The organism is Paenibacillus humicola (assembly GCF_028826105.1).
GTDB lineage: Bacteria > Bacillota > Bacilli > Paenibacillales > Paenibacillaceae > Paenibacillus_Z > Paenibacillus_Z humicola.
In genome coordinates this window covers 1888212-1901089 of the sequence record NZ_JAQGPL010000001.1, presented here as the reverse complement: position 1 = coordinate 1901089, position 12878 = coordinate 1888212, and the positions used below count along the sequence as shown (strand labels likewise).

At 59.2% G+C, this 12878-nt stretch carries 6 protein-coding genes; 2 read left to right on the top strand and 4 right to left on the bottom strand.

Going from position 1 to position 12878, the window contains the following annotated elements:
* The first annotated feature begins 102 nt into the window (after positions 1–102).
* Together PD282_RS08850 and PD282_RS08845 are read left to right on the top strand one after the other, a co-directional pair.
* Complete coding sequence (locus PD282_RS08850) at positions 103–1005, top strand: LysR family transcriptional regulator (RefSeq protein ID WP_274650205.1); 903 nt, start codon at positions 103–105, stop codon at positions 1003–1005.
* Between the two features lie 341 nt (positions 1006–1346).
* Positions 1347–2708 (top strand): MFS transporter, encoded by a 1362-nt coding sequence (locus PD282_RS08845; RefSeq protein ID WP_274650204.1) that lies wholly within the window; start codon positions 1347–1349, stop codon positions 2706–2708.
* Between the two features lie 209 nt (positions 2709–2917).
* Here the strand turns inward: PD282_RS08845 and PD282_RS08840 are convergent, their stop codons facing one another.
* From PD282_RS08840 to PD282_RS08825, 4 genes are all read right to left on the bottom strand, one after another.
* Positions 2918–4624 (bottom strand): hypothetical protein, encoded by a 1707-nt coding sequence (locus PD282_RS08840; RefSeq protein ID WP_274650203.1) that lies wholly within the window; start codon positions 4622–4624, stop codon positions 2918–2920.
* 655 nt (positions 4625–5279) lie between these two features.
* Complete coding sequence (locus PD282_RS08835) at positions 5280–7376, bottom strand: phage tail protein (protein ID WP_274650201.1); 2097 nt, start codon at positions 7374–7376, stop codon at positions 5280–5282.
* A gap of 66 nt (positions 7377–7442) precedes the next feature.
* A complete protein-coding gene (locus PD282_RS08830; RefSeq protein WP_274650199.1) occupies positions 7443–9749 on the bottom strand; it encodes a putative baseplate assembly protein in 2307 nt (768 codons plus the stop codon).
* Between the two features lie 15 nt (positions 9750–9764).
* Complete coding sequence (locus PD282_RS08825; protein WP_274650197.1) at positions 9765–12863, bottom strand: baseplate J/gp47 family protein; 3099 nt, start codon at positions 12861–12863, stop codon at positions 9765–9767.
* Positions 12864–12878: the final 15 nt, after the last annotated feature.

Below are 12878 nucleotides of genomic sequence, written 5' to 3'. Positions count from 1 at the left end.
ATCCTTTCGCGTTGACCGATCGCTTTCGCAACCAGTATACTTTCGAAAAAGGAATAAATGAAATCGAAAATTCGAGTCTTTGTCATAGAGGAGTTTTATATCATGATCAACATGGAGCATTACCGGGTATTTCGAATGACAGCCCGGTTCGGCAATTTAACAAAAGCAGCGGATGCGCTCCATCTTACGCAGCCGTCCGTCAGTTACGCGATCAAGCAGCTGGAGGATCAACTGGGGGTCAAGCTTTTTGACCGGCTTCCGAAGGGAGTTCGTCTTACCGGCGAAGGCAGGAAGCTGCAGGCCTATGTCGAGCAATCCTTCGCTTTAATCGAACGCGGGGAAAAGGAACTGGACGCGGTAAAAAGAGGCGAAGCCGGCGAGCTTCGGCTCGGCGCCAGCGGTCCGATCATCAAACAGCTGCTTGTGCCTTGCTTGAACCGGTTTCGTTCCCGAAACCCCGGCATAAACATCCGCCTGCTGCAGCGAAAAACGCCGGAAATCGTGCGGGAGCTGGCCGACGAAACGATCGATATCGGTTTTGTCCATTTGCCGCTGCAGAGCCGCGCCGTTGAAGTGAAGCCTCTGCTCGTTTCCCCGGAGATGTTTGTCGTCGGCGGGGCCTTCCGGGCGTATGCGGAGCACAAGCTTTCGCCGCAGGAGCTGGCCGGGCTGCCGCTGCTGCTCCTGTCCCCGGATAGCAGCACCCGAAGGTTCGTGGAGCGATGGTTCGCGGAACACGGACTTTCCGTTCAGGCCGCCATTGAGCTGAGCAGCAACGACATGCTGCTTGAATTTGCCCTTCAAGGCTACGGAGCCGCATTTCTTCCCCGCTCGGCGGTCGAACACGAACTGGCCGAACGGCGGCTGTTCGAGCTGCAGCCGGCCCCCGGTGTTCCCCCGCGCGAAATCGGGTTTGCGATCCGAAAAAAAACCGGTTTGCCGATCGCCGCGCAAACGTTCTTAAACTTGATCCTCGAAGAGAGCCAAGCAGAGCAAGTCCCATAAATAAGGCAGGCGGCATTTTAGGAGGTTGAGCGCAGAACGGTTGATCAGCTCACGAAAATTACCGGGAAGTACCGGGGAATGCAGGTCTTGATTGCCACCCGCGCGGTCATTGGGGAAATATGATGCCCGCTTCGGAATGGAGACCTCTCATCGCGCTATGTGAATCGCTTTTCATCCATCCCACAAGTTAATGTCAGATTCATATTCGCAGCTGCGGTCCTTCTTCCTCTGATACGGGGATGCCAGTCATCCTCCCTGAAAAAGCTTTGTTCCCAGCGGCGGACATTGGTGATATCATTTACGGAAGAAGAGGTAATAAACGGAATCTATGAGGTGACGAGTTGTTTCGTTCATTGGCGGATACGCTTTCTCCTCTGCGCAGCCGCAATTTCCGGCTGTATTTGGGCGGCCAGGGGATCTCGATGCTCGGTAACTGGATGCAGGGCACGGCGCAGGCCTGGGTCGTTTGGCGATTAACCGGCTCGACCGCCGCACTCGGCATTGTCGCGATGCTGAATACGCTGCCCATCCTGCTGCTCGGACCGTTTTCGGGCGTGTGGGCGGACCGGCTCGACCGCCGGAAGCTGCTTATTTACACCAATTTGCTTGCGATGATTCTTGCCGTCGTCATGGGCAGTCTCGTTTATACGGATCTGGTGCGGTTATGGCACGTCTACATCATCGCAGGCATTCTCGGCTGCGTGAACGCCCTGGACATTCCGTCGCAGCAGGCGTTTATCGGCGACCTGTCCGGGGTGGAATTCGTTCGCAAAGGCTTTACGCTGAACAGTATGATGGAGCAGGTCATGCGCATGATCGGACCGTCGGCTGCCGGATGGATGATCGGCGGAATCGGGGAGGCGCCTGCGTTTTGGCTGAACGGTCTGAGCTATGTGGCCGTAATCGCAAGCCTGTTCATGGTAAAAGCGTCCCAAGAGAGGCAAGCCGGAGCAAGCAATCCGCTGGCGGAATTCCGGGCCGGATTCGTCTTCGTCCGGAGGAAGCCGCGTATCCAGGACCTGATCCTGTTTACGGCGATGACCACATTATTCGGCTTCGTCAATACGCAGCTGTTTCCGGAAATCGCCGATCACCTGCTGCACGGCGGGCCGGAAACGCTCGGCACGATGATGGGCGCTTTCGGTGCTGGCTCCTTCTTCAGCGCGCTGCTGCTGACGCCGACCCTGCAGCGGGTCAAACGTACCGGACTCGCGCTGTCCGGCATCATTGCCTGGTCGGGCTTTTGGTTCGGCGCTTTTTCGCTGTCCAGCTCGCTTACGTTCTCCCTGGTCGCCGTCTTTTGCGCCTCCTTCGCCCAGCCGGTCGTGCTGACAACGGTAAAAGGGCTTTTGCAGGTGCTCTCGCCGCCCAACATGCGGGCCAGGGTGCTGAGCCTGCAGGTCATGGTTGCCGTCGGCATTCAGCCGCTGTCGTCGCTGACCGTCGGATTTGTCGCGCAATTCGCCGGATCGACGCGTGTGATCCGGACCAACGGAGCGCTGATGATCGCAGCAGCCGCCCTGCTGCTGGCGGTCCGCCCGGCGCTGCGGGTTTGGGTGCCGCAGGAGGAAAGCGGCGAGAAGGCTCCGCCGGCTTCCGAGGGCGATGCTGCGGCTTCGCCGGTTACGGCCGAGCCGGCGGAACGGCTGCAGCGGGACGAATATGCAAGGGCGGCATCGGAGACGAAACCGGTCAACAGCTGAGGGTACAAACGTTCTGAACAAAAGCCGGCTGCTATCCCAAAAGCCGATTTTGAAATTTCCTCTTCCCTCGGGCTGTTCCATTCACGTATAAAAAGAATCTTCATTCCTCCTTTGCCGGTGGGAATGAAGATTCTTTTTGCATACCATTTCGAATGCGCTTCTTCAAGCGGATGTTTTTTGGAATAGCTCATTTCGCATTCAGACACGGTCTAAGACCGACGTTCCTCGTTCTCGCTTTCCCTTCCGGCGGCAGCCTGTGCCGCTCCGGCTCCGGCCCCGTCGCCTGCGCCGGCGGCGCTGCGGACAACCGCAGCGGGCCCGGTTCCCGGCAGCTTTTTGAACGCCCACCAGCGCAGCTTGATCGACGGCGTCTCCGTTCCTTGGCTCAGCTTCATGCCGATCCGGAACGTCCCTTTGGCCGGGTAAACGATCGTGCCGAACGTAACGGCAGGCAGCTGCGGTTCGTACGCCGTCCCTTTAAACACATCGGCGGAGCCGTAATACACCTGATCGCTCGATTGCAGCAGGTCGGACGTCACATGAGCGTCCATATCCTCCAGGCCGACCATGACGTAGAGCGGCCCGCTGCCGAGACCGCTGTCGATTTCGTCGGTCACATAATTTTTTTGCCCCCGGAAGAAGAAATAAAGCGGACCGCTTTTGGCGTTTAGCTCCAGCTCCACGGTCACGGTACCCGTCGACATTTCATCCTGGATATGCTGCGGCTGCGGAACTCCGAGCTTGAACGAAAATTCGGAGCGCTCCTCATTGTAATCCACGTCAAGCGTCGGCTTCCGCCCGAAAGGAAGAGCTGCCGCTTCGGACCGGACGAAAAACTTGCCGCCTTTGTCGCGCCCGCTCGCAATCCCAAGCCGCTGCAAAAACGACGGATTATAGACGTATTCGCCGAACGGCACGCGATCGACATGCTCGATCATGTAGGTCGGCCCCATCTGGAGCAGGCTGATTTTGGCGAGGCACACCTCCTGATCAGCCATGCCGTCAAGCGATTCGTCCAGCGTGCGTTCAAAATAATCGCGCAGCGACCGCTCCGCCGCCGGCTCCTGGATAATATCCACTTCATGCACCGGGTTCGAGTCGACCGCGATGCGCAGATCGCCGATCGACAGCTTGACGCTTGCGCGATTGACGGAAAGCTTCGCTTTGCGCCCGGCCGTATTGGCCGCTTTGACGGAATACGTATACGTAAATTCGGTATCCTGTCCATCGCCCGGCTCGCTGAATACGACGGTTCCCCGTTCATCCCCGACCGGCGTAAAGCCGTCGCATTCGTAATCGAAGGCAAGCGAGATTTTCGGCGTTTGCAGCGTTTTTTCCACGACCAGCGTAACATCGGCAATCGCTTCGGGATTTACATATTTCGGCATCCGCTGGTAAATCCGGACCTGCCCGTCCTGATAAATCGGCGCAATGACCTCCGTCAAGCGGACGTTTTCGAACGAGTCGGGAGCGGGAGCCTCTTCCTTGATAAACAGCCGGTAGCTCTCCAAAATACGGTTGTATTCGCTCACTTCCTCGGAACGAACGGCGGAGTTGGCGATGGCGTGAACCGGCTCTTTCCCTTTTTCGTCGTACGCGATATACAAGAAGACGTTCTTCTTGTACTCGTTGTTCGTAAACCCGTCGATCATCGACAGCTTAAGCGTCACGGGCGATGGAATGACGATTTCCCGGCCGGAATAATCGATGGCGACGCCCATTTCCACCGTGATCGACTTGTCGTCCACGGCGACGACCTGCATGCCGGAGACGACCCCGCTCCCGATCAGCAGCCGGTTCATAAGCCGGCGTTTGTCGCTGATGTACTTTTGCTCGGATTCGAAGTCACGGACGGTCAGCAGCTTGCCGTAAAAATAACGGTTGCGCTCGAAAGGGTAATACCTGCTATTTTTCACCATCACCAGCTCCTAAAAGTTTTCTGCGCCAGCTTCTTCGAGATGCTCCCTCGCAAGCAGAAAACTTGCTTCGGAAGCATAAACTAAAAGTTTTCTGCGCCAGCTTCTTCGAGATGCTCCCTCGCAAGCAGAAAACTTGCTTCGGAAGCATAGGCTAAAAGTTTTCTGCGCCAGCTTCTTCGAGATGCTCCCTCGCAAGCAGAAAACTTGCTTCGGAAGCATAGGCTAAAAGTTTTCTGCGCCAGCTTCTTCGAGATACTTCCCCGCAAGCAGAAAACTTGCTTCGGAAGCATAAACTAAAAGTTTTCTGCGCCAGCTTCTTCGAGATACTTCCCCGCAAGCAGAAAACTTGCTTCGGAAGCATAGGCTAAAAGTTTTCTGCGCTTGTTTCTTCGAGATACTTCCCCGCAAGCAGAAAACTTGCTTCGGAAGCATAAACTTTAAGTTTTCTGCGCCGCTTCTTGCAGACGCTCCTTTTCGAGCAAGCGCCTAATGCTGCCTCACCGTCAACCCAACAGGTCTCGGGGGCCGCCTTTACTGTTACGTATACAGCGGCAGTCTCGTTTTTAGCACGTACCGGCCAGGGAATAATCGCTCTATTTTCGGCGCCGAATCCGGCGCCTGTCTTAAAACGCTCCCTATACGTAATCCGCCCCTATTCCAGCTCGGAATCGAGTCCGAGCCGCGTATGCTGGTCCATGCGATGGTCGCGGTCAACGTCGACGATAAGCGTGTCGCTCGGCATCGACCGGTTCGGATCGAGATGGAGCAGCGAAGGCTCGGAAAGCAGCGTATTGACGCCCAAGTATGTATGCATATCGAGGTACATCCACGGCTGCAGCACGATCAGATGCGCTTCGGTAAAAGCCGGCTTTTGCTGGTCGAGCATGTGCTGCAGCATAATCCGCTGCTTTTCCGTCGGCGCCTGCTCCGTCGTCACCAGCACGGAGAAGCTGCACGGGTGCATTCCGTAAAGCTGATCGGTGATTTCCCGCAGCTCCGCAGCTTCCCGCATGGCGCGATATTGAAAATATTCGATGATGAACGGCTTCGCACCCGTATAAATCTCGACCATTTTCTCGATGCCGCGCCTTGTGCCCCGGTACCGGTACAGCTCCGGCGCCTCCCGGATAAACCGGCGGATCTGCTCGTCGCTCCAATGCTCATCCACCTCGATGCCGAGCCAGCCGCCGAGCCATTTCAAATACGGCCCGCTCACCAGCTCGCTGTCAAAATGACGCGGCAGTTCGCCGATTTTCTCCTCGATGCTGTCGAACATCGTGCCAAACAGCGACAGGAACCGTTCCGTGAAGCCGCTGGCGTCCTCCTGGTAAATGGCGGGCAGGTGCGACAGCAGCGTCGTTCGCGGCAAATAAACCCGCAGCTTGGACAGGGAAGGCGTTTTCCGCTCGCTGCCGATCCATTCGATTTTCAGCCACAGGTAGCGCCCCTTTGCGCCAAAAAACAAGGCGTCGCGCGGGTTAATGACCGGCGGCGACCAGAAGGTCGCCAGCGCGTCGGCCTTTTCCTTCATGCTGAGCCCCGGGCTGCGGATAAAGGCGTCGACCGCCGTATACGAGCCGTTAACGATCAAGCTGTCGCGGTCCGAGCAAAAGTAGGAGACGTGCAGCTGCGTTTCATCGGGAATATCGGCATCGAGCGTCATTTTGTGCCAGACGTTCTCCGCCTCCGCGCTGTCGAGCGCGGCCGTCAGGCAGACGCCCTCCAGCATGCCGGTCTCTTCGCGCTCCTGCGTTCGCGGCTGCAGCTCGAGCGTGGTCACCGTGTCTTCCTCTTCGTTCAAAATCAACATCCGATCGCGAGCGTCGAACATCAGCTTGTCCGTTTTACCCCGAAAGCCCGGCACCTTGTTGATCCACTCGCCCGTTTGCCCGAGGTTTAGGATAAACCGGTCGTCCTCGCCTTCGTCCGCAATGATGCGGGAATCGCCGATATAGAGCTGGCTGTGCGAATCGACGGCGAGACCGGCAAACCGCAGGGAGGGCAGGTAAATGCGCGATTTTAACGCACCGTCGCTTTCGAAGCCGTATAAAATATGATCCGCCGTATCGAATACGTACACGCTGCTGTCGCCGGCGACGGCGGCGAAAAAGCGCTTGTCCATTGCGCGCAGAGGCTCGTCCGTCTTGACCTGCCACTTGTCGTCGGTCATAACGGCCCGGCATTGCCCGCTTCGGTCGATTTGGACGATCCCGATCCGGCCTTCCGCAGGCACGATGCTCTCGCCGTCCTCCGTCGTCAAGACGTCAAAAGGCATAACGACATACACAAACGTATCGTCCGCAGCCGCCGCAAGCGGATGGATCCGGATTCCGTCATAGTCCGCAAGCGTCCAGTACCTTTGGCTGTTGCCGATTGCAAACGCCGAGAGGACCGTCTCTCCTTCGGGATCCGCAACGATCAGCATGTCACCGGTCACCGCAAGCATCGAACGGCTTCCGAACAGCTGATGGCCGGAAGGAAACAGCTTTTCATGATAGCGGTTGTCCTGATCGTATATCCAGACATCGGCTGCTTCGTCGAGCACGAACAGCCTGCCGTACAGCCCGACGGCAAAATCGCGCGCCCCCGGAAAGCCTTCCAGCTCGCCCAGGCGCAGCGTGGAGCGAACGCCGTATTTTTGCGTCTGCTTGATTCGCAAGCCCTGCGGCGTCCATTCCAAATTGTCGCTGCCGCCGCTTTCGAAATCCGCCTGTTTGTTCAAGGAGAAAAATAGCGTTTCCCGTTCCACTCCATCACCTCCTCCGAAAGCCGTTTCATGACCGCTGCAAATATCTGCTTTAAAAATGAACCTGCCTTAAATATCGGTCCTGCTGATCAGCTCGACCTCATGCTCGCCCGAGTAGACCAGCCCGTACGGCGGAATTTCGATATCCCCGGACGGCGTCCGGCTGTAATGCTGTCCTTCGGCATCCAGCCACAGCTCCTGAATGAAGGCGACGCCTTTCATTTCGTTCAGAATGCCGTACAAATCGCCTTTGTACACGGTTCTTCCGAACGGCCAGCCTTTGGAGCCGTCATTGCCGTCAAGCGGCTGCAGCAGCCGGTTCAGCGCCGCCGTCATCTGCCTGCCCTCGTCGACGAAGTGGGGCTCGACGATCGCGACCGCATGTACGGTAATCCGAATATATTCCGGCGCGATGACATGCACCTCGGTCGTGATGAGACGGCGCTCGTCCAAATGACGCCGGACGGTTTGCAGGAAGCCTTTGCTCGGTACGGGCGCAGCCGCCGGACTGTACGGCACGACCGCAACGGTCAGCTGTCCCGGCGCCTGGCTGCGAGGATAATCGCGAAGCCCTTTCAAATAAAGCGGCAGCGCCTTCACTCTGGCGACCCGGAGGCCGGGCGTACGCAGCACGAGCCGTTCCACATCCTCGCCCGTCACGGCGCGGAACGGCTCCGAGAGCCGGGTCTGCACCCGCTCGATGCAGTCCTGCAGCGATTCCCGCTCTTTACCGCCGCCGGCAAAAGCGTGATTCGTCACGGTAAGACCGGCCTCTTCGTAATACGGGTGGATAAAACGGTCGATCATGCCGTGCTTCACATTTCCCCGCGTCCCGCCGCCGATGCTGCAGACGATGACGATCACGTTCGGTTCTTCGCTTGCCGCCGGGACACGACCCCGTTCGTTGTCGCCGAAGCGGATTTCGCGGCTCGTTTCGTCGTACACAAAATGATTGTCGTCCGGCCCCGACCCGTCAAAATCGTCCACTTCGGTCCAATCTTCCCAAAGCCATTCGCCGCCTCGCCGTTTCGATCCGATCTGCAGCATAAAGCGCCCGTTCTGCAGCGGACAATCGTAGGCCGTAAGGCGCTGCGCCGGCAGCCCGTCTGTCCGGCCGAGCAGCCGCATCGCTTCGAACTCCGGCGCGGAAGCGACAATCCGAATCGTTGATGCTCCCTGCGGCGGAACCGCCCGGCCATCTCCGCCGCTAAAGACGATATGCGCTTCGCCGGAATCGATTTGCTGCTCGCAGCGATACAGCCTTGCCCCGCCTGCAAGCGGACCGTTTTCCCGCCCGCTTGCCGGACGTTGTCCGGCAAATTCCCTCCACTCCAGCCATCCGCCGTTTTCCCGCGTTTGAACGCGAATGTGGCCGAATGCGGCCAAAAACGAGGATACGGTTACCTTCTGGACGGGCTCCCCGCTGCCGTCCGCATGGAACAGCTCGCTGAAGGTATCCCGCTGCACGGCGGGGACGGTATTGAGCGCGATATGTTCGATTCGCGGCGGATTTTCATAGCCGGCTTCCTCCACCATACCGCAGATCCAGTAGCGGCCGCGGTCGTTCGCGGGATGCACCATTACCGGCCGCATCGGTCCGGGAACGCGAAAGGTGAGCGTGCCGCCGTACATGAGGTGAAGCGTTTCGTCCTCCACGATCTCGAGCGGCATCCACCCGGAGCCTCCCGCGAGCGCGGCTTCGCCGGGCTCCGCTGTTCCGCCCGCCCCTGTATCCGACGAAATGCCGTAATATTTCCACGAAACGGCGGCCGAAGGGATGACGTCGCGGCGCGCGTCGGCCGGCGGAGTAAACGGGACGGCGCCCGGCTCATGCAGCTCGAAATAAACCGACATCACGGTCCCCGCCGCAAGCTCCCGGTCAAAGGCGACATACATCCGGCTGCCTGCCCGCGCGTCCGGCCCGAAGGCGTAAAACGAGACGCCGCCGTTCTCGTTTGTCGACGTATAGTCGTTCGCATCGCGCTCCGTCCGGACGATGACGCGCTCCAGCTTCGCCGGATGGAGAGAGATCGGCTGCGTCGTCTCGAAGCGCTGATCCTGCGCCGCCAGCTTTGTCCCCGCCGGCAGCGGCATAACACGAGCGGCGCCGCCGACGCTTACTTCCGTCCGGGCCTCGCGGGCAAGCCCGGGCTTCTCTCCGAGCAGCTTCAAAAACCTTAGCAGGCTCCGCTCCGGGATCCTATTGATATAGTACTGCTGCATTTCCGAGAGCCAGGCGAACAGCTCGACGAGCGTGATGCCCGGGTCGTGCGCATTTTCATCCGTCCAGTCGGGCAGCCATTTCGGAATGGCGCTGCGCGCGTCGCGCACAATTTGCTCAAACCGGCGGTCGTCCAAATTCGGCGACGGCAGCACGGCGTCCACCTCCCTTTAACCGATATCCACTTTGACGACGTGCGTTCCGCTGCAGACCAGCGCATGCGGGTACAAGCTTTGTTTTGCCGGATCGATCTCGCTCCGTTCGCCGTCCTCCAGCTTGACGACCGACATGTACAGCTGATCGACGTTTTTGACCGTACGCACCGATTTCAGCAGCGAATAAAACAGCGAAATATGGATGGCCTCCCCGATTTCCCAGCCCGCTCCGTCCAGCTGACCGCGAACCGGGTCCAGAAACTGGCCGAGCTTGGCCAGGCACGCCGTTTCCGTTTCCAGCACATCATTCATCGATTCGACGGTGACGCGTACGTTTACGGAAACCTCCAGAAAAGCCGGCTCGATCACCTGTACGGCCGGCGCGAGCGAGACCGTATTCGCCGACCGCTGCACGATATACGATTCGATCTGCCGCTTCACGCCGGGAAAAAGCAGGCGGCCGGCTTCGGAAAGCACCGCCAGCGTGATCGAACCGAGGCTTCGTTCCATCCGAATATTGCGGTTGGGCAGACACTTGACTTTGGCCAGGCCCGGGTATGCCTCGCGCGCAAGCCACTCGAAATCTTCCGCCGTTACCGCTCTTCCCTGATGCTTCAGCCGTTGCGGCCCCCGCCGGAGCGCCGCTTCGATCCGCTCCGTGTCGCAGCCGCCGCCGGCCGGATCCGGATTGGTCGCGCCGGCGATAAAGGCGATCGACTGCTGCAGGCCGGTAATTTGCCATGCGGCGATATTCCCTTTCCCGCCCGCCGTTACCTTGTAATTGACGCGGACGCTGTCCGGACCTTCGTGCGGAGCCTGCCGGCCTTTCACCCCGTTTCCGAACGTAAATGTTCCGGCCGGGCCGTTCAGCACATAATGCCGGTCGTGCGATCCCGAGGCAAGGAACGAATCGACACCTTCCCATTTGACCCATACCCGATGCACGTTGCCCTCGGAATCGTACAGCACGTCAAACCGGTCAGGCATGCTGCGCATCTGCTGCGCCAGATCGTAATCGGACAAAAAGCCGGTTTCGTCAACCCATATTTCCTCGGATATGACCGGCGATTGGGACAGCGTATAGACGCCTCGGGTACGCCCCGGCGTTTCCCCGTTAATCGTCAGCTGCTGCAGCGCCGGAACCGCATTGAAGTCGATTCGTTCCGCAGCCGGCGTCGCCGCTTCCGCCGCATCGAAACATCCGTCGCGATTCACGGCCCGCAGCCAGTACCGCTCGCGCCCGTACATGAAAGCGGGGATCATGTCCGGCGGTCCGACGAATTGAATGGCGCCGCTCTCGGACAACCCGTTCGTTTCGTCGAACACATGAAGCGGCTTCCATTCCGTCACGGTCCCGTCCCTGACGAGCGCTTCCCATTCGATCCACGGCCGCCTGTCCGTAACGATTTTCGAAGGAAGCAGCGAGAAATGAAGCCGGATCGGACCTTTGAGCGGCGGCCGGTCGAAGCCCAGCACCATCGCCGGGAAACGGGAATCGATCTCCTCGAACAGCTGGAAGGGGGTCCCTCCCTGGCTGGCTTCGAGTGTCCGGTCCTTCATCGCCGCGTTGTTGAAGACGAGCGCCGTCTCGGCGGGAAAGCTGCGCTCCCCGTAGGCATAACGCAGCTTCAGCTTTTCGATCCAGGGGGCGACATAAATCATTTCCGGCGCATACAGATTGTCCATCGCCGTCACCCGGACGCGAATCCAATAATCGTACTGCGAATTGACAAACGTCCGCTCCAAGTCCTTCGGGCATTCAAACGAGACCGTGCAGGCAAGCGTTTCGTCCTCGGGCAGCCCGGCGAACAGCGTTTCGTACCGCTGGCTGCCGGGAATTTTCAGCCAACCGCTGCCGTTCCAATATTCCCACAGCACCCGCTGGATGCGGATTTTCGGCGGATCCTTTTTCTCGAGCTCGGATCTGCGCATGATCAAGCGCCAGCGGATTTCCGGATCGGGCGCCGTACGGAGCGGGCTCGCCTTCGCCTGCAGCTCGAAGCTGACGGTCAGCATGCCCTCCCGCTTGCAGAGCGCTTCCTCGCTGCCGATATAAAACGTGGAAAAGGGAGCGAAATGCTCGCCGAACGGATAGCAGCCCTCCGTATTCAGCTCCATGTCGTTATACACGAGCATCGTCGGCGGAATGCCGTTCACCTCGGAATCCGCTTCGGCGTCAAAAGAGACGGAAACGCCGATTTTATCCAGCTCCAGTCGGCGCTGCAGCAGCGGATTCGCTTTGTCCCCGCATCGCTTCAGCCGGCAGCGCAGCCAGCGCCCTTCAAGCCCTGCGACATTGGTCTTGTCGACCGGACGAACCGCCCGCTTCACAAGCGTAACGGAGCCTGGACCCTTCGCGACACCGTCGAACGGCAGCCATTCCCCGCCCGAAAAATAGGACCATTCCAGCTGATCGAGATCAGCCAGCGCTTCGGCCAGCTCCTCCTGCTTGAAGCGCTTCGTCGTATGCTCCAGCTCCACGCGCAGCTTGGCCGGATGCGTCGCCAGCAGCAGATCGTCGTGCCGTACATACAGCGCATGCTCCTGCAGGTTGTCGCCGGCTGCGGCATCGAACAGCTTGACGGCTTCCGGCGGCTTGTTTTCGGCCGTTACGGGATCCCCGGCAGCTGCAGCGGCGAAATCGGCGGAAAGCGCAATCCGGTCAAGCGCCGGGCTGACGTTGAACAATTCGGTCAGCCTAGCGGGCGTAACCAGCATCGGCCGGTCCGTCTCGAAAATGAGCTCGTCTCCTCCGGCTCCGCCGGATGCCGTCAGCTGGGTCCCTTTCGGAATCCAGACCGTGGTTGACGCGCCTTCGCTCAGCCGGAACACGACGTTTGCGGAAGCGGGACGGGCCGGCTGAAGTCTCGTTTGCAGCAGATTCAGAAATTCGATGAAGTTTTTTTGCGGCGCGCGGTTCAGCCGCTTCACGTTCTCCTGCAGCATATCGGCGGCCAAATAAAAGAGCGCCGTGCCCGCGTCCGGATCGTCCGGCGAAAACCGCCATTCCGGCGTATAGTAAGGAGCCGCCTCCTTCATCCAGCGCACGAAAGCGGCCATGTCGCGCTTGTCGATCGCCAGGGGCAAGCCGCCGTAGCGGGTAGGATTCGTCATCGTCCGTCGTTTCCG